We start from the raw sequence: 20380 nt of genomic DNA, 5'->3' as shown, positions 1-20380 counted from the left end.
GGGCGGGACCTCGGAAGGAGGTCCCGCCCCGCCTACGGGGGTGCCGCGTGGGTGCTAACGGCCGGCCGTCTCGGTGTCCTTGCCGAGGGCCTGCTGCCGCAGCAGCCCGATCACCGCGAGTACCGCACCGAAGCCGCCGGTGAACAGCAGCTGGATGCGCTGGTTCTCGTCGCGCAGCATCAGCAGCAGCACCGCGACGATGCCCGCCAGCGCCACCCACGTCAGCACCGGGAAGGCCCACATCTTCACCACGAGCTTCTCCGGAGCCTCGCGCTCCAGCCGCCGCCGCATCCGCAGCTGGGCGACCGCGATGAAGCCCCACACCACCAGGACCGCCGCGCCGACCATGTTCAGCAGCCACTGGAAGACCGTGGTCGGCCACCAGAAGCTGAAGAGCACCGCGAGGAAGCCGAAGGCGGAGCACAGCAGCACGGTGCGGCGCGGGACGCCGCCGCTGACCTTGCCCAGGAAGGCCGGGCCCTGGCCGCGGGAGATCAGCGAGTACGCCATCCGCGAGGCGCCGTAGATGTTGGCGTTCACCGCGGAGAGCAGGGCGATCAGGATGACGACGTTCATCACCTGGCCGGCCGCGGGGATCTTGAGGTAGTCCAGGACCGCCACGTACGGGCCGCTCTTGGCGATCGAGGGGGCGCTCCAGGGGATGACCGTGACGATGACCGCCATCGAGCCGACGTAGAACAGGGCGATCCGCCACATCGCGGTGCGCACCGCGCGTGCGACACCGCGCACCGGGTCCTTGGACTCGGCGGCCGCGATGGTCACCGTCTCCAGGCCGCCGTAGGCGAACACCGACGCCAGCAGACCCACCATCAGGCCGTCGACGCCCTTGGGCAGGAAGCCGCCGTCACCGGTGAGGTGGGTGGCGCCCGGCGCCTGGGTGCCGGGGAGCACACCGCAGATGGCGAGCACGCCCAGGATGAGGAAGGCGGCGATCGCGGCGACCTTCAGGGCGGCGAACCAGAACTCGAACTCGCCGAAGTTGGAGACCGCGGCCAGGTTCGTACCGGTGAAGATCACCATGAACAGCAGGACCCACATCCAGGGCTCGCTGCTGGGGAACCACTGGTGCATCACGTCCGCGGCGCCCAGCGCCTCGGCGGCCACCGCCACACACAGCAGCGCGGTGAACATCCAGCCCACCGTGAATCCGGCCCAGGAGCCGATGGAGCGCTCGGCGTGCACGGAGAAGGAGCCGGAGGCCGGATTGGCCGCGGCCATCTCGCCGAGCATCCGCATGACCAGCATGACCAGGGCGCCGGAGACCGCGTAGGCCAGCACGATCGAGGGGCCGGCCGCCGCGATGCCCTCGCGGGAGCCGACGAACAGGCCCGCGCCGATCACGCCGCCCAGGGCGATCATCGACAGATGGCGCTGCTTGAGGCCGTTGGACAGCGCGGAGCCACTATCGGGGCCGGCGCCCTCCGTCGCGCTGGTCTGCGCGGGGGAGGCGGACGAGGGTGTCCGATTCATGTCGTACCTGTCCCAGTAGGTGAGAGCGGAGCAAGGCGAACCGCGGTGTCCCGAAGCCGCGACCGGTGCGACGGTGCCGCCGGGGCATCGGGTCGCGCAAGGGCTGCCGATGGCGCAACTCCGGGATCCTCGGCAAAGCGGGCTCAGTCTGAGTGCCGGTGTCCGCTCAGGGCAACAGTCGTGCAGCGAATGTTCGGTATTCAGACACGATCGTCACCGTGCGTGCCTGACGAGTCGTCGATTGCCACGCCGTGTGACGTCCGTCTCGGAGCCGCACGGCCGCCCGGCGCGGCTCAGCGTCGCGGACGACGGCCCCTCAGCTCCCGTACGCCCGCCACCAGCAGCACCGCGGCGGTCGCCCCGGCCGACCACAGCAGCTGCGGACGGGCGGTGTCGTCGGTCAGCATCAGCACGATCACACCGGCCATCGCCAGCAGCGCCGCCCAGGTCAGATACGGAAACGCCCACATCCGCAGGGTCAGCTTCTCGGGCGCCTCGCGTTCGATGCGCGGACGCAGCCGCAGCTGGGAGACGGCGATCAGGCCCCAGACGAACAGCAGCACCGCGCCGACCGCGTTGAGCATGTAGAGGAAGACCGAGTCCGGCCACTTCAGATTCAGCAGAACGGAGACGAACCCGAAGGCCACCGAGGCCAGTACGGCCCGGCGCGGCACCCCTCCGCCGGACACCTTCAGCAGCGCCCGTGGCGCCTCACCCCGCTCGGCCAGCGAGAACACCATCCGCGACGAGCCGTAGAGATTGGCGTTCAGCGCCGAGAGCAGCGCCACGAACACCACGATGTTCATGATCTGGCCCGCGCCCGGTACCCCGACGCGCTCCAGCACCGCGACGTAGGGGCTCTGGCCCGGCCGCATCGACGACCACGGCAGCAGGGCCACGATGACCAGCATCGAGCCGACGTAGAAGAACAGGATCCGCCACACCGCGCTGCGCACCGCCCGGCCCACCGCCCGCGCCGGATCGTCCGACTCGGCCGCGGCGATGGTGACGACCTCCAGCCCGCCGAAGGCGAACACCACGGCCAGCACCCCGGAGACCACCCCGCCCCAGCCGTGGGGCAGGAACCCGCCGTGCCCGGTGAGGTTCGCCGTCCCGACCGGCTCGGTGTCCGGCAGCACCCCGAAGACCGCCAGCAGCCCCAGCACCAGGAACAGCACGATCGCGGTGACCTTCAGCGTCGCGAACCAGAACTCGAACTCCCCGAAGTTCTTCACCGCCGCCAGGTTGGCCACCGTGAAGACCACCATGAAGATCAGCACCCAGCCCCACTGCGGCACCGCCGGCACCCAGCCATGGGCGATCTGCGCCGCGCCGGTGGCCTCCACGGCCAGCACCACCACCAGCAGGAACCAGTACAGCCAGCCGACGCTGAAACCGGCCCAGCGGCCCAGCGCCCGCTCCGCGTGCACGGAGAACGCACCGGAGGCCGGCATCGCCGCCGACATCTCACCGAGCATCCGCATGACCAGCATCGCCAGCGCGCCCGCGATCAGGTACGACAGCACGATCCCCGGCCCGGCCACCGCGATCCCCGCGCCGGAGCCCACGAACAGGCCCGCGCCGATCACCCCGCCCAGGCCCAGCATCGTCAGGTGGCGCTGCTTGAGCCCCGTGGACAGCGGCTCCTTCTCGCCGGCGCCCTCGACGAGCGGGGACTGCCCGGCGGTGGTCGGTGTGTCGTGCATCGGCTCGTAACTCTCACAGGGGGGCGGGGCGGCGGGGCCGCCGGAGGTTTGGGGGAACTCCACAGGTCACCGCGGGGCGGGCCCCAGTCTCCCCGCACCCCGCGCGCTACCACAAAACCGGCGCCCTGCGACGGCCGGGTTCGTGATGAGCATCACGTGACCTGCAAAGACGTCACACGCCCCCGCAGGGCCGGGCATTGTGGCGGTTGTTCGGAACTCTCCAAGCCGGCCGGTACGGCTTTGTCACCGCCACACGATGATCGCCACCGGCCGCCTGGACTAACGTCATCGCGTCCCGTCCCGTCCCGACCCCTCACACCCCGCGGAGCCCCGATGAGCACTGCCGCCCTCGTTCGCCCCGGCACGGTCCTCGCCGACCTGCTGCCCGCCGCCACCGCCTCCCGCGCCCGCGTCCGCGACGCCGCGCTGGTGGTCGGCGGCGCCGCGCTCACCGGCATCGCGGCGCAGATCGCCGTCCCGGTCCCCGGCTCCCCGGTCCCGGTCACCGGCCAGACCTTCGCCGCCCTCCTGGTCGGCGCCTCGCTCGGCGCGGGCCGCGGCCTGCTCTCGCTCGCGCTCTACGCCCTGGCGGGCATCGCGGGCCTGCCGTGGTTCGCCGGCGGTGCCTCCGGCGCCGGCGGTGCCACCTTCGGCTACATCGCCGGCATGCTGCTCGCCGCCGGCCTGGTCGGCGCGCTGGCCCGCCGCGGCGGCGACCGCGGCGTGCTGCGCACCGCCGCCACCATGGCCGCGGGCACCGCGGTGATCTACGCCGTGGGCGTGCCCTACCTCGCGCTGAGCACCGGCATGTCCCTGGGCCAGGCCGCCGCGGCCGGCCTGGTGCCGTTCCTGATCGGCGACGCCCTCAAGGCGGCGCTGGCGATGGGCGCGCTGCCGACCGCCTGGAAGCTGGCGGGCCGCCGCGGCTGACGCGCCGTACACGCACCGACGGGCCGGGCCCCGCACTCACCGAACGGTGACTGCGGGGCCCGGCCCGTCGTGCGTGGCGCCTACTTCCCGGCGGTCGTCCGCGTCCGCCGGCGCTCCAGCACCAGCCCGATCACCAGCACCACCGCGGCCGCGACCACCGACAGGATCATCTGCTCCCGCCCGTCCGGGTCGTAGAACATGTAGCCGACGACGAAGACGATCAGCCCGATCGTCGCGTACGTCAGCCACGGGTACAGCCACATCCGCACCGTCAGCCGCTCCGGTGTCTCCCGCTCGATGATCCGGCGCATCCGCAGCTTCGAGAAGCAGATGACCAGCCACACGAAGAGCGCCACCGCGCCCGACGAGTTCAGCAGGAACTGGAAGACCGTGTCCTTCGAGGTGTAGCTGAAGATCGTCGCGATGAAGCCGAAGGCGACCGACGCCCAGATCGCGACCGCCGGCACCCCGCCCTTGTTGACCTTCTTGAACGACTTGGGCGCGTCGCCGCGCTCACCGAGCGAGTACGCCATCCGGGAGGCCGTGTAGAGCCCGGAGTTCAGACAGGACAGCACCGCGGTGAGCACCACGATGTCCATGACCGTGCCCGCGTACGGAATGTCCAGCGACTTCAGCACCGCCACGTACGGGCTCTTGAGCACCGCCGGGTCGTTCCACGGCAGCAGCGTCACGATCACCGTGATCGAGCCGATGTAGAAGAGCGCGATCCGCCAGATGACGCTGTTGACGGCCTTGCGGACGGCCAGCACCGGGTTCGGCGACTCGCTGGCCGCCAGCGTGACGATCTCGCTGCCCATGAAGGAGAAGACCACCAGCAGCATGCCGGAGAGGATCGCGCCGGGACCGTTCGGCAGGAAGCCGCCGTGCCCGGTCAGATTCGACATGCCCACGGCGTGATCGCCCGGCGGCAGCCCGAATATCGCCAGCGCGCCGACCACGATGAAGACGACGATCGCGACGACCTTGATCCCGGCGAACCAGAACTCGAACTCACCGAACGAGCCCACCGAGATCAGGTTGGTGCCGGTCAGCACGACCATCACGATCAGCGCCCAGGCCCATTGCGGGACGGACGGGACCCAGCCGGTGAGGATCGCGGCCGCGGCGGTCGCCTCGACGGCCAGCACCACCGACCAGAAGAACCAGTACAGCCAGCCGATCGTGAAGCCGGCCCAGCGGCCCAGCGCCCGGTCCGCGTAGGCGGAGAACGACCCGGATGTGGGGGAGGCCGCGGCCATCTCGCCCAGCATCCGCATCACCAGCACGACCAGCAGCCCGGTCAGCGCGTACGACAGCAGGATGCCCGGCCCGGCGGCGGCGATACCCGCGCCGGAGCCCACGAACAGGCCGGCGCCGATGACCCCGCCGATCGCGATCATCGACAGATGGCGGTTCTTCAGTCCTGCCTGCAGCCCGTCCTGCGACTGCCCCCCGGTCGGTCCGCCGCCGGGTTCGCCGGTGGTGGGGACCTTCGTGGCGGTGGGGGTTCCCCCTGCTCCCTGAGAGCCGGGGTGAGGGTGCGCGCCCATGTGCACCGTCCTTGTGTGGTTCACGGATTGGAACCACAGCATTAGATCTTCGCTAACCCGTGGATTGGAAGGCCTGACGCTGGATCGTTGCATGAAACACTGGAAGGTTGCGCGCAATGCATACGTACACAAGGTCCACTGGCGATTCCGTCCGCACCGCCGCACAAAGACCCGGCGACGCCTACCCGCCGAGTCCCATGTCACACTCATGCCATGCGCGTGTATCTCGGCTCCGACCATGCAGGTTTTGAACTCAAGAACCACCTCGTCGAGTGGCTCAAGGCCCACGGCCACGAGCCCGTCGACTGCGGTCCCCACATCTACGACGCCCAGGACGACTACCCGCCGTTCTGCCTCCGCGCCGCGGAGAAGACCGCCGCCGACCCGGACAGCCTCGGCATCGTGATCGGCGGCTCCGGCAACGGCGAGCAGATCGCCGCCAACAAGGTCAAGGGCGTACGGGCCGCGCTGGCCTGGAGCGAGGAGACCGCCCGGCTCGGCCGCGAGCACAACAACGCCAACGTCATCTCCGTCGGCGGCCGGATGCACACCGAGGAAGAGGCGACCAAGTTCATCGAGGTCTTCCTGGGCACCCCCTACTCGGGCGAGGAGCGGCACACCCGCCGCATCGACATGCTCTCGGCCTACGAGACCACCGGCGAACTCCCCGCCATCCCGGCCCACCACCCGCAGGGCTGACCACCGCACACCGCCGTCGCCCGCCCACCCCGAGCGCCGGGGCGGGCGGGCGCGCCCACTGGAGACCACGCATGCCCGAGGGCCACACCATCCACCGCCTGGCAGCGGACTACGCCGAGCGCTTCGTGGGGCGGACGGTCCGGGCGACCAGCCCGCAGGGCAAGTTCACGGACGGCGCGGCCCTCGTCGACAACCAGGTGCTCGAGCGCACCGAAGCGCACGGCAAGCACCTCTTCCTCGGCTTCGGCCCGGACCGCTGGATCCACGTCCACCTCGGCCTGTTCGGCAAGCTCGGCTTCGGCGGCGTGCCCGCCCCGCCGCCCACCGACACCGTGCGGCTGCGCCTGGCGGGCCCCACCGCACACGCGGACCTGCGCGGCCCCACGACCTGCGCACTGATCACCGACGCCGAGAAGCAGGCGATACACGACCGCCTCGGCCCCGACCCGCTGCGCCCCGACGACGACGGCACCCGCGCCTGGCAGCGGATCTCCCGCAGCCGTACGACCATCGCGGCGCTGCTGCTCGACCAGAAGATCATCGCGGGGGTCGGCAACGTCTACCGCGCCGAGGTCCTCTTCCGGCACGGCATCGACCCCTACCTCCCGGGCCGCGACCTCGGCCGCGCCGCATGGGACGCCATCTGGGCCGACCTGGTGTTCCTGATGGCCGAGGGCGTCCGCCACAACCGGATCGACACCGTGCGCCCCGAGCACCTGCCCGAGGCCATGGGCCGCCCGCCGCGGGTCGACGACCACGGCGGCGAGGTCTACGTCTACCGCCGCGCGAACCAGGACTGCCACATCTGCGGCACCGAGATCCGCACCGCCGACCTCGCCGCCCGCAACCTCTTCTGGTGCCCGGCCTGCCAGCCGGCTACGGGCGGGCGCTGACCGCCGGGCCTGCAAGCCGGCTACGGGTGGGCGCTGATCGCCGGGCCTGCCAGCCGGCTACGGGTGGGTGCTGATCGCCGGGCCTGCCAGCCGGCTACGGGTGGCGCTGATCGCCCGGAATGCCGTCCGGCCTCGGGGTTGCCGTTCGGCCCCCCCGGTAAATCGTCCGGGCCCCGGGCATACCGTCCGCCACCCGGAATACCGTCCCCCGGGGGGTATACCTTTCCCCCTCCCGGAATATCGTCCGCCACCCCCGCGTTGTGGCCCCGCAGGGGGCCCTCCCATCCCCTACGGGATCTGTTCGCCCACCCCCTAGGCCCGCCCCGGCAGTCCCTAGAACCCGTACGGCAACCAGGGCGCCACATCCGAGCCGAACGCCACCGAGGCCGCACCCAGCGCACCCGGCCGCAGCTCGCGCACCCGCCCCGCCGCGGCCAGCGACGAGAGCGTGAACCCGCCCAGATAGGCGGAGCCCAGCTCCCGCACGGACAGCGCCAGATCGGCCGCGTCCGCCGTCCGCGCACAGCTCGCGCCCTTCGCGTCACCGGACAGCCGCCACCGCCCCTCGTTCCACGGGCAGAACGGGTCCGCGACCTCCAGCACCACGTCCACCGGTGTCCGGTACGTCCGCGCCGCCAGCGCCGCGCCCACCTCCACCGGCCGGACGAACAGCGACTCGCGCAGCCCGATCCCGCAGCGCCGCTGGTCCGGCACCAGATGCAGCAGCGCGTCGTCCACCGGCCGGGTGGCCACCGACACCGACGACGACAGGTCGATCCCGAACAGATAGCGCCACAGCGCCGCGTACACCACCGGGTCCAGCGCCTCGACGTGCCGTACGAGCACCGTCCCGCACGGACCCGCGTCGTCCCACCGCGGTTTGAGGGCGTAGCGCGCATAGCCCCGCACCTCGCCGTCCACCTCGGCCAGCACACACTGCAGCGTCGCGACCCCCGGCTGCTTGCCGGGCACGTCGAGCACGGTGACCTTCTCCCAGCCCGGTGGGCGGGTCAGCATTCCGGGGCGGGCCGGCACCAGCTCGGCGTAGACCCGCTCGCAGTCGGCCAGCGCCGCCACCGGATCCGCCAGCCGCAGCCGTACGCCGTCCACCCCGGGCAGCTCGGGCGCCGGCAGCCGTTGGGTGTCGACTGCCAGCCGCATGTCCTGGGCCGCCGCTCCGTAGCCGAAGCGCCCGTAGATCGCCGGCTCCGAGGCGGTCAGCACCGCCAACGGCTCACCGCGTCCGCGGACGTCCGCCAGCTGCCGGCGCATCATCGAGCGCAGCACCCCGCGCCGGCGGTGCGTCGGCTGCACACTGACCATCGTGACCCCGGCCGCCGGCACCTCGGCCCCGCCCGGCACCGTGAGCCCGAACGAGATCGCTCCCGCCGTGCCGACGCACCGCTGCCCGTCCCAGACGGCGAGCGAGCGCTCGACCTCGGTCAGTTCGCGCCGCAGGGCGAGCTCCTCCGGCGACGGCAGCTCCCCGAAGGCCGCGTTCAACGCGTCGGACCAGACGTCCCACTCGGCATTCCGCAGTACCCGAAGATCCGTCGTCATGGACCATCCCTAGCAGGACGCTCTCCGGTCGCGCGACCGCATTTCGAACGCCGTTTCCCTGCAATTGGCCGGGGTGACGTGCGGCGAATCGACGCGCCGCCGAACGGGTGGATAAGGTCCCAGAGCGATGACAAGCGGCCCGGGAACGGAAACCCTGACGGCCCGGGTGCACAAAGGCCTGCACCGGGCCCGCGTCGGCGTACGCAAAGCCGGGGTCGACTACTTCCGCGGTGAGGGCTCCGACCGGTTCGCACTGGTCGCCCTGCTGATCGCCATCCCCGCCATCGCCGCGGGCACGCTCTGGCACCCCGAATGGATCGCCCCGACCGCCCTGGTCCTGCCGGTGATCGCCGGCGGTCTGCTGCTGCGGCCGGCGAACCTCCTCGTGCTGTACGGCGCCTCCGCGGCCGCCCTGGTCGTCGAGTCCGCGCTGTTCGGCCCGTATGACGAAGGACCGGACCGGATCACCCCGGGCACGGTGCTGGTCGTCGCCGCGGTCGGGTTCTTCGGACTGCTGATCGCGCAGTTCCGCAGCCGGGTCGGGGTGCCCTGGCGGCGCGGCGGCACCATGCTCTTCGACCTGCGCGAACGCATCCGAGTACAGAGCAAGCTGCCCCGGCTGCCCAAGGGCTGGCACCACGAAATGGCGCTGCGCCCGGCCGGCGGCCAGTCCTTCTCCGGGGACTTCGTCGTCGCCTCCCGCACCCACGGCGGCAACATCCTCGAAGTGGTGCTCACCGATGTCTCCGGCAAGGGCATGGACGCCGCCTCCCGCGCGCTGCTGCTGTCCGGCGCCTTCGGCGGCCTGCTGGGCTCCCTCCCGCCGCACGGCTTCCTGCCCGCCGCCAACGGCTACCTGCTGCGCCAGGACTGGGACGAGGGCTTCGCGACCTCCATCCACCTCGTCCTCGACCTGGAATCCGGCGACTACGAACTCCTCTCCGCGGGCCATCTGCCGGCCCTCCAGCTCAGCGCGGGCAGCGGCCGCTGGGAGGAGAAGCCCGGCGAGGGGCCGCTGCTCGGCGTCTACGACGGCGCCCAGTTCGACCCGATCAAGGGGACGCTGCGGCCCGGTGATGTGCTGATGCTGTTCACCGACGGCCTGGTGGAGGCCGCCGACCGCGATATCGCCGAGGGCATCGACCGCCTGACCGGCGAGGCCGACCGCTACGTCGCCAGCGGCTTCGCGGGCGCCGCCTGGCATCTGATCGAGGCCGTCGCCAAGGACGTCAACGACGACCGGGCGCTGCTGCTGATCTGCCGGGACGCGTAGCCGCGCGCCGACTGCGGCCGGCCGGGGGTGGGGTTTTCCCCAGTCTTTTTGTGCGGTCTTCCTCATGTCCGCGGCGGGGTCCGGATCCGTACGTTGAAGGAGCAGAGACCGGCCGTGACGGGGCCGGGCCGGACGAGACGGGGGGCGCGGGACATGGGGTTGCGCGGCGGGCGACAAGCGGCACGGGGTGCCGAGGCGGCGGGCGGTTACGCCGTAGAACTGCGGGGGGGTGCGCCGTCAGTACGGCCGGGGAGCCGGCGCCGTCCAGGCCCTGCGCGGCATCGATCTGTCGCTGCCGCACGGTTCCTTCACCGCCGTCATGGGCCCTTCGGGCTCCGGCAAGTCGACCTTCCTGCAGTGCGCGGCGGGCCTGGACCGCCCCACCGCCGGCTCCGTTCGCCTGGCGGGCACAGAGATCAGCCGTATGAGTGAGAACCGCCTCACGGTCTTGCGCCGCAGCCGTCTGGGCTTCGTCTTCCAGTCGTTCAATCTGCTGCCGGCCCTGACCGTCGAGCAGAACGTCCTGCTGCCGATGCGGCTGGCCGGCCGGCGCCCGGACCGCCGGCGGGCGGCGGAGGTGCTGGCCCGGGTCGGACTGGGCGAGTATGCGGGCCGTCGCCCCGGCCAGCTCTCCGGAGGCCAGCAGCAGCGGGTCGCGATAGCCCGCGCCCTGGTCACCAACCCCGATGTGATCTTCGCCGACGAGCCGACCGGCGCCCTGGACACCGGCACTGCCGCCGAGGTGCTCGCCCTGCTGCGGCATGCCGTCGACGCCCTCGGCACGACTGTGGTGATGGTCACCCACGACCCGGTCGCCGCGTCCTGGGCCGACGACGTTCTGATCCTCGCCTCGGGCGCGCTCGCCGATCGGCTGCGGGGTGCCGCTTCCGAGGACATAGCCGCCCGCATGGCCGGTGTGACGGCCCGCGGCCGGCAGTCGCCGCCTCGCCCGGAGGGGGCGCCGGCCCCGGTCCCGGCAGGGCCGCCGGGCTCGGCGCCGGCCATGGCGGACGCCCTCAGGCGCTGACGCCCTCCCGGGCCCGGGCCGTGTCGGCCGGGTCCTTGCGGAACGCCCAGGCCATCGTCGGCTCCATCGCGAAGCGGAAGACCCTGCGGACGGGGGGTGTGCACAGTGCCGTGACGATGGCCGCCGCGATCAACGTGACCGCGATCTCGCCGGGCGGCGTGTGCAGCCAGGCGTAGTCGTCGAACCAGCCCCAGAAGCGCGAGCCCTTCGCCAGGAAGCCGTGCAGCAGATAGCCGTACAGCGTCCCGGCGCCCAGCACCGTGAACCACGTCCGGCGCGTCGGCACCCAGGAGAAGAAGCAGGCCGTGAGCACGATCGAGCAGCCGAAGAGGGCGGGCGTCATCACCGCGCCGATCCACCAGGTAGTGCCCAGCTCCTGTGCGCTGTCGCGGTGGTAGAACCACGCCGAGGACATCCGGGGCGCCGCCCAGTAGGCCATCACCAGCGCGGCAGCGAAGATCGGCACGGAGGCGATCCGCACCGCCCGCCGCTGCACCAGCGCGAAGTGCTCTGCCCGCAGCGACAGCCCCAGGACGAAGAAGGGCAGGAACTGCAGCACCCGCTGGAGGTCCAGATCATCGCCGATGTCCGGCGACACGGACGCGAGGACGGCGATGGCCACCGCCAGCGGGATCGGCCAGCGCACGATCTTCCACAGCGGAGTGGTCAGCCGCCAGACGAACAGCGCCACCAGGAACCAGGTCAGGAACCACGGATCGAGCAGGCTGATGGGGTGCCCGGGATCGTCGTCCGCCCAGCGCTTGAAGAAGGCGTAGGCGGTCTCGAAGAGGACGTAGGGCACGGCCACCCCGGTGACCAGGCGCTGCAGCCGGTCCTTGCGCATGTCGAAGCTGCGCGAGAAGTAACCGGAGATGATGATGAAGGCCGGCATGTGGAAGGTGTAGACGGTCATGTAGAGCGCCTCGGCGGCCCGGCTGCCGTCGGTCAGCGGTTCCCACGCATGGCCCATCGCCACCAGCACGATGGCCAGGTACTTGGCGTTGTCGAAGAACGCGGTGCGCGCCCCGCTCTTCGGCTTGGAGGCCGCTGTGTCCTCCGGCACACCGGTCGCCTGTGCCGAGGGCTCCGTCCGGTCCGTACCCGACGCCTCCCGGGCAGCGGGGAGTTCGCGTCGAGGTGTCGGGGCAGCGGGAAACATTTGAGGCACGATAGCGGCGCTCGGCGAATGCGTAAAACCGCATGCGAGCCATTCCCCAATTGCACTGGGTGCCGTCACGGATAGCGCATGGATAAAACCAGCAATCTACGGGGCGGATCCTCCCGTTTTCCGGCCGATTTGCCGCACTTCATACCCCCAAAAGGGGCGATATCCCCTGCGAACGACGCAGAAGGAATGTCCACTTCCCGGGCGTTATGTCCCGTGACGCCGGTCACATGCCTCCGCATACCATACGGCGTGACGGACGCCACGAATAAGTGAAATTAGCCGGTCCGAGTGCGAAGAAAATGATCAGAATGACTTGGGTGAATTACCGTCGCGGCCCCGTCCGGGCGAATTCCGTAAGTGCTGGACCGCGCCGCGGCGGGCGCCCGCCGGTCATGCCGCCGTCACCCGCCGGACGCCCCCTTGCCGCCCCGCGGCCACGGATGGCAGGAACCGGGCAAAGCGTTGGCCGATGATTCGTCACCGGCCTGCAGTGGGCATGGAGTTGGTGGCACGATGGGTGCCGGGGGGTGTGCGCGGCATGCTCCCGGGCGGGTGAGGCGTTCCGACCAAGGGTGTGATCAGTTGTGGCTCTTTCGCTGTCAGTTGTGCTGCTGTTGGGGATCATCCTGATCGTGCTGATCAGAGGAAAGTCGATCAAGGCGGGTCCGGCGATCGTCGCCGTGCTCTTCGGCTTCTTCCTCGCCTCCACCGGCATGGCGCCGTCCATCAACCGGTTCTTCAACTCCCTGGCGGACACCATCAACCACATCACGTTCTAGGCCCGGATCGCGTTCCAGGTCCGGCCGATCCGGGTGTCCGCCGGCCCCTGAGCCGGCCGCCGCACAAGGCCCGGCCACGCGCACCGCGGCCAGGTCCAGTCGTACGGGCTATGCGTCGCCGGTCCGCGCCACCACCTCGCGCACGGCCTCCTCAGTGCGCCCCACGAGCGCCGAGCCGTCGTCCGCAGTGATGATCGGCCGCTGGATCAGCCGGGGGTGCGCCGCCAGAGCCGCGATCCACCGCTCGCGCGCGGCGTCGGTGCGCTCCCACTCCTTGAGCCCCAGCTCCTTCGCCTCGGCCTCCTGGGTCCGGGTGATGTCCCAGGGCTCCAGGCCCAGCCGTGCCAGCACAGCGCGGAGTTCGCCCGCGTCCGGCGGGTCCTCCAGGTACTTGCGCACGGTGTACTGAGCGCCCTCGTCGTCCAGGATCTGCACGGCGGAACGGCACTTGGAACACGCGGGATTGAGCCAGATCTCCATGCCCGCCACTTTATTGATCCGCGCGCCCGGAGCGAAGAGGGGCGCACACGTACGGGAATCCACGTACGGGAATCCACGGACGGGGGAGGCCGCCGCGTGGCGCGGGGGCCGAGCGGGGAGGGGAGCCGAACGGCGGGAGCCGATCTGCCGAGAGCCGGCCTGCCGGAAATGCGGAGAACCCCGAGCCGTCCGGCCCGGGGTTCTCCCATGGAAGAGCGGGCGACGGGAATCGAACCCGCGTAGCTAGTTTGGAAGACTAGGGCTCTACCATTGAGCTACGCCCGCAAGCACCGCCGGTCACCAGACCTCGGCACGCAGTGCATCCTAGCGGGTCGCGGCGGTGCGCCGCACACCCCTCTGCCCGCCCGTACCCCGTCCCCACCGGTCACGGCGATATCTGGCAGCCGTTCTGTCCGCGGCCATGTACCCTACGTGTCGCACCGACGGGGTGTGGCGCAGCTTGGTAGCGCGTCCGCTTTGGGAGCGGAAGGTCGTCGGTTCGAATCCGGCCACCCCGACCAGCAGGTCAAGCCCGGCAGCACTGGCCGGGCGCAGCCCCCGGCCCACCGGGGCACCCGCGAGATCGGCGGGGCGTGCAAGATCACGTTGTGGGCGTCATCCTCCTAGCGGTTACTATGCAAGCTGCGTGCCCGTGTGTCTGTGTACCGGGCGTGATCGGCCGGGCCCGGGCAGCCGGTATCCGGTAGATCTCAAGCAGAACCCCAGAAGTCAGCCCCAAGGAGACCGAACCGTGAAGAGCGCCGTGGAGACCCTGAACCCGACTCGGGTTCGGCTCACTGTCGAGGTGCCCTTCGAGGAGCTCAAGCCCAGCCTCGACGCGGCGTACAAGAAGATCAACCAGCAGGTCACGGTGAAGGGCTTCCGCCAGGGCAAGATCCCGGCCCGCGTCATCGACCAGCGGTTCGGTCGTGGCGCCGTGCTGGAGGAGGCCGTCAACGACGCGCTCCCGAAGTTCTACACCGAGGCGGTCAACGAGGGTGAGCTGAACGTCCTCGGCCAGCCCGAGGTCGACATCACCGAGCTGAAGGACGGCGAGCTGCTGGCCTTCACCGCCGAGGTCGACATCCGCCCGGCCCTGGAGATCCCGGACTACTCCGGCATCGAGGTCGAGGTCGACGCCGTCGAGGTGTCGGACGAGGACGTCGACAAGTCCGTCGAGCAGCTGCGTGAGCGTTTCGCCTCGACCTCCCCGGTCGAGCGTGCCGCCCAGGACGGCGACGTGCTGACGGTCAACCTCGAGGCCAAGGTCGACGGCGAGGTCCTGGAGGACGGTGTCGCCGAGGGCGTCACGTACACCGTCGGCTCCGGTGAGCTGCTCGACGGCATCGACGACGCGGTCAAGGGCGTGGAGGCCGGCGGCAGCGCCACCTTCACCTCCGAGCTCAAGGGCGGCTCCGCCCAGGGCAAGGAGGCCGAGGTCAAGGTCGAGGTCACCGAGGTCAAGTCCCGCGAACTGCCCGAGCTGGACGACGACTTCGCGCAGCTGGCCAGCGAGTTCGACACCCTTGCGGAGCTCAAGGCGGACAGCCGCAAGCGCCTCGAGCAGATGAAGAAGTACGACCAGGCCACCCAGGCCCAGGAGAAGGTGCTCGACGAGCTCCTGAAGCTGGTCGAGGTCCCGATGCCCGAGAAGCTTCTCGAGGACGAGATCAACACCCGCAAGCACAACCTGGTCAACCACCAGCTCGCCCAGATGGGTCTCGACCTCGCGAAGTACCTGGAGATCCAGGGCAAGAGCGAGGAAGAGTTCGACGCCGAGACCAAGGAGCAGGCGGAGAAGGGCATCAAGACCCAGTTCATCCTCGACGAGCTGGTCAACAAGGAGAAGCTGAACGTCAGCCAGGAGGAGCTCACCGAGCACCTCATGCGCCGCGCGCAGTCCTCCGGCATGTCCCCCGACCAGTTCGCCCAGGCCGTCGTCGAGGGCGGCCAGGTGCCGATGCTCGTCGGTGAGGTCGCCCGCGGCAAGGCCCTCGCGGTCGTCGTCGAGGCCGCCACGGTCAAGGACACCAACGGCGAGGTCATCGACCTGGAGGACGAGGACGAGGCCGAGGTCGCCGAGACCGTCGTCGCCGAGGCCGAGGGCACCGACGAGAAGTCCGAGGCCTGAGCCCCGGCCGCCTCGCGGCTTGGTTGAACGACTGAAATGTACGGGCCCGAACACGCACGTCTGCGTGTTCGGGCCCGTACGTCATACCGGCCGGTCAGCCTGCGCTCACAGCGAACAGTTATCGATGCGGGATGGCGTTGTCCGACCTGCGCGTTAGGGTCCGTAGATACGAGGGCAGGGGAGTCTCCGAAACAGCGCCGGGGGCATACACGGCGCCGATCCCCGCGCCCCAGAAGACGACGCTGAGACGGCCCCGGCCGTCCGACAACGAGCAGGTGGACACGTGACGATCCCGATGCCTTCCGCCGCCGCTGAGCCGACCATCGGTGGCCTCGGCGACCAGGTCTACAACCGGCTGCTCGGCGAGCGGATCATCTTCCTCGGCCAGCCGGTCGACGACGACATCGCCAACAAGATCACCGCGCAGCTGCTTCTCCTCGCCGCGGACCCGGACAAGGACATCTTCCTCTACATCAACTCCCCGGGCGGCTCGATCTCGGCCGGCTTGGCGATCTACGACACCATGCAGTACATCAAGAACGACGTGGTGACGATCGCGATGGGCCTCGCCGCCTCCATGGGACAGTTCCTGCTGAGTGCCGGCACCCCGGGCAAGCGCTTCGCGCTGCCGAACGCCGAGATCCTCATCCACCAGCCCTCCGCCGGTCTTGCCGGCTCCGCGTCGGACATCAAGATCCACGCCGAGCGGCTGCTGCACACCAAGAAGCGGATGGCGGAGCTGACGGCCTTCCACACCGGCCAGACCGTCGAGCGGATCACCCAGGACTCGGACCGCGACCGCTGGTTCTCCGCCGACGAGGCCAAGGAGTACGGCCTGATCGACGATGTGATGACCTCCGCCGCCGGCGTTCCGGGCGGGGGCGGCACCGGGGCCTGAGCCCCGTAGCACTCGCCCCAGCCACCCCAGCCCACTTGATCGCCACCAGGATGGTGAACACCACGATGAACAACTTCCCCGGCAGCGGCCTCTACCAGCGCCCGGAGGCCGAGTTCTCCGGCCCGCGCGCGGAGTCCCGCTACATCGTCCCGCGCTTCGTCGAGCGCACGTCGCAGGGCGTGCGCGAGTACGACCCGTACGCCAAGCTGTTCGAGGAGCGCGTGATCTTCCTCGGCGTGCAGATCGACGACGCCTCGGCGAACGACGTCATGGCGCAGCTGCTGTGCCTGGAGTCGATGGACCCCGACCGCGACATCTCGATCTACATCAACAGCCCCGGTGGCTCCTTCACGGCGCTCACGGCCATCTACGACACGATGCAGTTCGTGAAGCCGGACATCCAGACGGTCTGCATGGGCCAGGCGGCCTCCGCCGCGGCCGTGCTGCTCGCGGCCGGCACCCCCGGCAAGCGGATGGCGCTGCCGAACGCCCGGGTGCTGATCCACCAGCCCTACAGCGAGACCGGCCGCGGTCAGGTCTCCGACCTGGAGATCGCCGCCAACGAGATCCTGCGGATGCGCTCGCAGCTGGAGGACCTGCTGGCCAAGCACTCCTCCACGCCGATCGAGAAGATCCGTGACGATATCGAGCGTGACAAGATTCTGACCGCCGAGGAGTCCCTGGCGTACGGTCTGGTCGACCAGATCGTCTCGACGCGCAAGTCGTCCGTCTCGATCGGTTAGGGATCTGCTCGCGATCTTCGCGAAGTGAGCCGGAGCGTTGCCCCCTTGGACCGGTACGGGATCGAGTGAACCGAGTCGGTCCAAGGGGGGCCCGTACGGGGGGCCCGGCAAGGTACCGTCGATAGGCAAGCACCCGGGTCCGCGGAACAATGCGGATCCCAGGCGAAGGGGAAGCACCTCGTGGCACGCATCGGTGACGGCGGCGACCTGCTCAAGTGCTCATTCTGTGGAAAGAGCCAGAAGCAGGTGAAGAAGCTCATCGCGGGACCTGGTGTGTACATCTGCGACGAGTGCATCGACCTCTGCAACGAAATCATCGAGGAGGAGCTCGCCGAGACCTCCGAGGTGCGGTGGGAGGAGCTCCCCAAGCCCCGGGAGATCTACGAGTTCCTGAACGGCTACGTCGTCGGCCAGGAGCCCGCGAAGAAGGCGCTCTCGGTCGCCGTCTACAACCACTACAAGCGGGTGCAGGCGGGCGAGAACGGCCCCGGCCGCGGCGACGAGGGCATCGAGCTGGCCAAGTCCAACATCCTGCTGCTCGGCCCGACCGGCTCCGGCAAGACCCTGCTCGCGCAGACCCTCGCCCGGATGCTGAACGTCCCCTTCGCGTTCGCCGACGCCACGGCCCTGACGGAGGCCGGCTACGTCGGTGAGGACGTCGAGAACATCCTCCTCAAGCTGATCCAGGCCGCGGACTTCGACATCAAGAAGGCCGAGACCGGCATCATCTACATCGACGAGATCGACAAGGTCGCCCGGAAGAGCGAAAACCCGTCGATCACGCGGGACGTCTCCGGCGAGGGCGTCCAGCAGGCGCTGCTGAAGATCCTGGAGGGCACCACCGCCTCCGTTCCGCCCCAGGGCGGCCGCAAGCACCCCCACCAGGAATTCATCCAGATCGACACCACGAACGTCCTCTTCATCGTCGGCGGTGCCTTCGCCGGCCTGGAGAAGATCATCGAGGCCCGGTCCGGCGCCAAGGGCATCGGCTTCGGCGCCACGATCCGCTCCAAGCGCGAGATCGAGTCCAAGGACCAGCTCCAGGACGTCATGCCGGAGGACCTGGTGAAGTTCGGGATGATCCCGGAGTTCATCGGCCGCCTCCCCGTTCTGACCTCCGTGCACAACCTCGACCGCGAGGCCCTGCTCCAGATCCTCGTCGAGCCGCGCAACGCGCTCGTCAAGCAGTACAAGCGCCTCTTCGAACTCGACGGCGTCGAGCTCGACTTCGACCGCCCGGCCCTGGAGGCCATCGCCGACCAGGCGATCCTGCGCGGCACCGGCGCCCGCGGTCTGCGCGCCATCATGGAGGAGGTCCTCCAGGCGGTGATGTACGAGATCCCGTCCCGCAAGGACGTCGCCCGCGTCGTCATCACCGAGGACGTCGTTCACTCGAACGTGAACCCGACCCTGGTCCCGCGTACCCGAGGCGACTCGGGTGAGCCCCAGGAGAAGAGCGCGTAGCGCGCGACACACACGAAGAGAGCCGCCCGGCAGCTGGAGAAGCTGCCGGGCGGCTCTGCGTGGTTACCGGCGAGTCGAGGGCCCCTCGGCGCCGAGGGTGCATGCCCTCTCGGCGATCGCCGGCTTGACGCTGAGCGCGGTCAGGGCGATCTGGCAATAGGGGATGTTGGTGTGCCGTGTGATGAAGCCACCCTCCCCGGTCATCTTGCACGCGTTACGGACCTTCGCCTCCACCGTGTATCCGCCTTCGGCGATGAATGAGGTGCACTGCTTGGTGGTGGCGTGGGCCGGTGCCGTTGCCACGATCGGCAGCGCACCCGCCGCCACCAGGACTCCGGTCGCCGCGGCCAGGCGGCGTATGGAGTTGCGCATAACACGTCCCCCTCGTTGTTGATCTTGCGGTCGAGGGCAAGCTAGCAGCGGGGGAAGTTGTGCGCGCGGGATGTATGAGGTTTTGGCCAAAGGTATGCGGGATGTGCCGGATCGCCTACTGCCAACCGAAAAGGCGCCCAACGAGGGGTCTCGTCGAGCGCCTTGGTGCCTCGGGGTGCGGGGCCGGGCGGTTACTTCTCCTTGCGGACCTCGTTGCGGATCTTGGCGGTCTTGTCGGCCAGGTCCTCAAGGCCGGGGGCATGTGCGGTGACCTGTCCGTCGGGGCTGATGGAGTCGGCCATCGTGACTGTGCCGATCGCACTGTTGTCCCCCCAGACGCACATGTTGGCGTTGAAGGACACGGTCAGGTTGCCCTGGGAGAAGGAGAACTTCAGCGACTTGCACTTCATCACGGCACCGTCGAAGTCGTCCGGTGAGTAGCTCTCCGGCCCCTCGACGGTTTCGACCTTGCCTCCTTCGGACTTCATGTTCTTCTTGAACATCTCGTCCTGCTTGGCGAACGCCGCGTCGATGGCGCCCGCCGGGTCGGCGACCTTTCCGTAGGTCGCCCTCAGGGACATGGGGATTTTGCTGGTGTTGACGTAGTCACCGTTGACGATCTTGGCCTCGGTGATCCCCATGGCCTTGGCGTCCTTGTCGTTGGACACGTCCTTGGGAGCGGTCGCGCCACTGGCACCGGGGACGTTGCCGGTCTTCTTGCTGAACTCCCCGTTCAGCAGCTTCTCCGGCATCGAGATCGTGTAGGGCTTCACATCCCCGCCCGAGCCGAAGACGAAGTACGCGCCGACGCCGATCGCGGCGACGACCGCGACCGCGCCGACGATCAGGCCGATCTTCTTGCCGTTGCCGCCGCCGGTCTCCTCGGGGCCCTGGGGGATCACTCCGTAGGGGGTCTGCTGGCCGCCGTAGGGGGCCTGCTGGCCGTAGCCGGGCTGGGCGGGCTGCTGGGGGTAGCCGTAGCCCTGCTGCGGGGGCACCTGGCCGCCTTGCTGGGGGTAGCCGTAGCCCTGCTGCGGGGGCACCTGGCCGCCCTGCTGCGGGTAGCCGTAACCGGGCTGCGGGGCCGGCGGCTGCTGCGGCTGGCCGTACGGGCCGGGCTGCTGGGGCTGCTGCCCGTACGGGCCGGGAGGCGGCTGGTTGTAGCTCATGGAGCGTTCCCCTCGTGACAACTGAAGACAGTTGAGTTCTGCGTGTG

The 20380-nt window shown here is 69.9% G+C and carries 17 protein-coding genes, 2 tRNA genes and 1 pseudogene; 11 read left to right on the top strand and 9 right to left on the bottom strand.

What is annotated here, in order from left to right:
- Positions 1 to 54 precede the first annotated feature (54 nt).
- Both ACFWZH_RS34545 and ACFWZH_RS34540 read right to left on the bottom strand, forming a co-directional pair.
- Positions 55 to 1491 (bottom strand): amino acid permease, encoded by a 1437-nt coding sequence (locus ACFWZH_RS34545; RefSeq protein WP_384440602.1) that lies wholly within the window; start codon positions 1489 to 1491, stop codon positions 55 to 57.
- A gap of 293 nt (positions 1492 to 1784) precedes the next feature.
- Entirely contained in the window at positions 1785 to 3197 is a 1413-nt protein-coding gene (locus ACFWZH_RS34540; RefSeq protein WP_384440599.1) for an amino acid permease, read from the bottom strand.
- Positions 3198 to 3530: 333 nt separating this feature from the next.
- Between ACFWZH_RS34540 and ACFWZH_RS34535 the strand changes: the two genes are divergently transcribed.
- Positions 3531 to 4127 carry a biotin transporter BioY gene (locus ACFWZH_RS34535; RefSeq protein WP_384440596.1) on the top strand — a complete coding sequence of 199 codons (597 nt, stop codon included), beginning with the start codon at positions 3531 to 3533 and terminating at the stop codon, positions 4125 to 4127.
- A gap of 80 nt (positions 4128 to 4207) precedes the next feature.
- Here ACFWZH_RS34535 and ACFWZH_RS34530 read toward each other — a convergent pair whose 3' ends face one another.
- Positions 4208 to 5677, bottom strand: a complete 1470-nt coding sequence (locus ACFWZH_RS34530; RefSeq protein ID WP_384440593.1) for an amino acid permease — start codon at positions 5675 to 5677, stop codon at positions 4208 to 4210.
- A gap of 213 nt (positions 5678 to 5890) precedes the next feature.
- Here ACFWZH_RS34530 and ACFWZH_RS34525 point away from each other — a divergent pair, with 213 nt between their 5' ends.
- Together ACFWZH_RS34525 and ACFWZH_RS34520 are read left to right on the top strand one after the other, a co-directional pair.
- Positions 5891 to 6376 carry a ribose-5-phosphate isomerase gene (locus ACFWZH_RS34525; protein WP_384440590.1) on the top strand — a complete coding sequence of 162 codons (486 nt, stop codon included), beginning with the start codon at positions 5891 to 5893 and terminating at the stop codon, positions 6374 to 6376.
- Positions 6377 to 6447: 71 nt separating this feature from the next.
- Positions 6448 to 7269 carry an Fpg/Nei family DNA glycosylase gene (locus tag ACFWZH_RS34520; RefSeq protein WP_384440587.1) on the top strand — a complete coding sequence of 274 codons (822 nt, stop codon included), beginning with the start codon at positions 6448 to 6450 and terminating at the stop codon, positions 7267 to 7269.
- A gap of 333 nt (positions 7270 to 7602) precedes the next feature.
- Here the strand turns inward: ACFWZH_RS34520 and ACFWZH_RS34515 are convergent, their stop codons facing one another.
- On the bottom strand, positions 7603 to 8829 hold the full coding sequence (locus ACFWZH_RS34515; RefSeq protein WP_384440584.1) for a GNAT family N-acetyltransferase: 1227 nt from the start codon (positions 8827 to 8829) through the stop codon (positions 7603 to 7605).
- Positions 8830 to 8956: 127 nt separating this feature from the next.
- On the opposite strand from ACFWZH_RS34515, the gene ACFWZH_RS34510 reads away from it, so the two are divergent.
- Both ACFWZH_RS34510 and ACFWZH_RS34505 read left to right on the top strand, forming a co-directional pair.
- Entirely contained in the window at positions 8957 to 10102 is a 1146-nt protein-coding gene (locus tag ACFWZH_RS34510) for a PP2C family protein-serine/threonine phosphatase (protein WP_384440581.1), read from the top strand.
- A 153-nt stretch (positions 10103 to 10255) separates the two neighbouring features.
- Positions 10256 to 11129, top strand: a pseudogene (locus ACFWZH_RS34505) (ABC transporter ATP-binding protein).
- On the opposite strand, the gene ACFWZH_RS34500 reads toward ACFWZH_RS34505, so the two are convergent.
- A complete protein-coding gene (locus ACFWZH_RS34500; RefSeq protein WP_384440578.1) occupies positions 11119 to 12288 on the bottom strand; it encodes an acyltransferase family protein in 1170 nt (389 codons plus the stop codon). The pseudogene ACFWZH_RS34505 and the gene ACFWZH_RS34500 sit on opposite strands and share 11 nt — an antisense overlap.
- 593 nt (positions 12289 to 12881) lie before the next feature.
- Between ACFWZH_RS34500 and ACFWZH_RS34495 the strand changes: the two genes are divergently transcribed.
- Positions 12882 to 13076 carry a hypothetical protein gene (locus tag ACFWZH_RS34495; RefSeq protein WP_384440576.1) on the top strand — a complete coding sequence of 65 codons (195 nt, stop codon included), beginning with the start codon at positions 12882 to 12884 and terminating at the stop codon, positions 13074 to 13076.
- A gap of 108 nt (positions 13077 to 13184) precedes the next feature.
- Here the strand turns inward: ACFWZH_RS34495 and ACFWZH_RS34490 are convergent, their stop codons facing one another.
- Both ACFWZH_RS34490 and ACFWZH_RS34485 read right to left on the bottom strand, forming a co-directional pair.
- A complete protein-coding gene (locus ACFWZH_RS34490) occupies positions 13185 to 13556 on the bottom strand; it encodes an arsenate reductase family protein (protein WP_384440573.1) in 372 nt (123 codons plus the stop codon).
- Between the two features lie 214 nt (positions 13557 to 13770).
- A tRNA-Gly gene (locus tag ACFWZH_RS34485) sits at positions 13771 to 13841 on the bottom strand.
- 159 nt (positions 13842 to 14000) lie between these two features.
- Between ACFWZH_RS34485 and ACFWZH_RS34480 the strand changes: the two genes are divergently transcribed.
- From ACFWZH_RS34480 to clpX, 5 genes are all read left to right on the top strand, one after another.
- Positions 14001 to 14077 (top strand) — tRNA-Pro (locus ACFWZH_RS34480).
- A gap of 230 nt (positions 14078 to 14307) precedes the next feature.
- Positions 14308 to 15687, top strand: a complete 1380-nt coding sequence (gene tig, locus ACFWZH_RS34475) for a trigger factor (protein ID WP_384440570.1) — start codon at positions 14308 to 14310, stop codon at positions 15685 to 15687.
- A gap of 295 nt (positions 15688 to 15982) precedes the next feature.
- Positions 15983 to 16585 carry an ATP-dependent Clp protease proteolytic subunit gene (locus ACFWZH_RS34470; protein WP_361315031.1) on the top strand — a complete coding sequence of 201 codons (603 nt, stop codon included), beginning with the start codon at positions 15983 to 15985 and terminating at the stop codon, positions 16583 to 16585.
- Between the two features lie 65 nt (positions 16586 to 16650).
- On the top strand, positions 16651 to 17328 hold the full coding sequence (locus ACFWZH_RS34465) for an ATP-dependent Clp protease proteolytic subunit (RefSeq protein ID WP_384440608.1): 678 nt from the start codon (positions 16651 to 16653) through the stop codon (positions 17326 to 17328).
- 180 nt (positions 17329 to 17508) lie between these two features.
- Positions 17509 to 18792: an ATP-dependent Clp protease ATP-binding subunit ClpX gene (gene clpX / locus ACFWZH_RS34460; RefSeq protein ID WP_360942010.1), complete on the top strand. Its 1284-nt coding sequence runs from the start codon at positions 17509 to 17511 to the stop codon at positions 18790 to 18792.
- A 63-nt stretch (positions 18793 to 18855) separates the two neighbouring features.
- Here clpX and ACFWZH_RS34455 read toward each other — a convergent pair whose 3' ends face one another.
- Positions 18856 to 19164 carry a hypothetical protein gene (locus ACFWZH_RS34455; protein WP_384440565.1) on the bottom strand — a complete coding sequence of 103 codons (309 nt, stop codon included), beginning with the start codon at positions 19162 to 19164 and terminating at the stop codon, positions 18856 to 18858.
- 191 nt (positions 19165 to 19355) lie between these two features.
- Positions 19356 to 20333, bottom strand: a complete 978-nt coding sequence (locus tag ACFWZH_RS34450) for a hypothetical protein (protein WP_384440562.1) — start codon at positions 20331 to 20333, stop codon at positions 19356 to 19358.
- Between the last annotated feature and the right edge of the window lie 47 nt (positions 20334 to 20380).

Source organism: Streptomyces sp. NPDC059008 (assembly GCF_042749045.1).
Taxonomy (GTDB): domain Bacteria; phylum Actinomycetota; class Actinomycetes; order Streptomycetales; family Streptomycetaceae; genus Streptomyces.
This window is presented reverse-complemented; position numbering and strand designations above follow the sequence as displayed.

What these genes read in the sequence shown, in the direction of transcription:
- ACFWZH_RS34545 (WP_384440602.1), bottom strand. Translation starts at nt 1,491, where the DNA reads ATGAATCGGACACCCTCGTCCGCCTCCCCCGCGCAGACCAGCGCGACG.
- ACFWZH_RS34540 (WP_384440599.1), bottom strand. Translation starts at nt 3,197, where the DNA reads ATGCACGACACACCGACCACCGCCGGGCAGTCCCCGCTCGTCGAGGGC.
- ACFWZH_RS34535 (WP_384440596.1), top strand. Translation starts at nt 3,531, where the DNA reads ATGAGCACTGCCGCCCTCGTTCGCCCCGGCACGGTCCTCGCCGACCTG.
- ACFWZH_RS34530 (WP_384440593.1), bottom strand. Translation starts at nt 5,677, where the DNA reads ATGGGCGCGCACCCTCACCCCGGCTCTCAGGGAGCAGGGGGAACCCCC.
- ACFWZH_RS34525 (WP_384440590.1), top strand. Translation starts at nt 5,891, where the DNA reads ATGCGCGTGTATCTCGGCTCCGACCATGCAGGTTTTGAACTCAAGAAC.
- ACFWZH_RS34520 (WP_384440587.1), top strand. Translation starts at nt 6,448, where the DNA reads ATGCCCGAGGGCCACACCATCCACCGCCTGGCAGCGGACTACGCCGAG.
- ACFWZH_RS34515 (WP_384440584.1), bottom strand. Translation starts at nt 8,829, where the DNA reads ATGACGACGGATCTTCGGGTACTGCGGAATGCCGAGTGGGACGTCTGG.
- ACFWZH_RS34510 (WP_384440581.1), top strand. Translation starts at nt 8,957, where the DNA reads ATGACAAGCGGCCCGGGAACGGAAACCCTGACGGCCCGGGTGCACAAA.
- ACFWZH_RS34500 (WP_384440578.1), bottom strand. Translation starts at nt 12,288, where the DNA reads ATGTTTCCCGCTGCCCCGACACCTCGACGCGAACTCCCCGCTGCCCGG.
- ACFWZH_RS34490 (WP_384440573.1), bottom strand. Translation starts at nt 13,556, where the DNA reads ATGGAGATCTGGCTCAATCCCGCGTGTTCCAAGTGCCGTTCCGCCGTG.
- ACFWZH_RS34470 (WP_361315031.1), top strand. Translation starts at nt 15,983, where the DNA reads ATGCCTTCCGCCGCCGCTGAGCCGACCATCGGTGGCCTCGGCGACCAG.
- ACFWZH_RS34465 (WP_384440608.1), top strand. Translation starts at nt 16,651, where the DNA reads ATGAACAACTTCCCCGGCAGCGGCCTCTACCAGCGCCCGGAGGCCGAG.
- ACFWZH_RS34455 (WP_384440565.1), bottom strand. Translation starts at nt 19,164, where the DNA reads ATGCGCAACTCCATACGCCGCCTGGCCGCGGCGACCGGAGTCCTGGTG.
- ACFWZH_RS34450 (WP_384440562.1), bottom strand. Translation starts at nt 20,333, where the DNA reads ATGAGCTACAACCAGCCGCCTCCCGGCCCGTACGGGCAGCAGCCCCAG.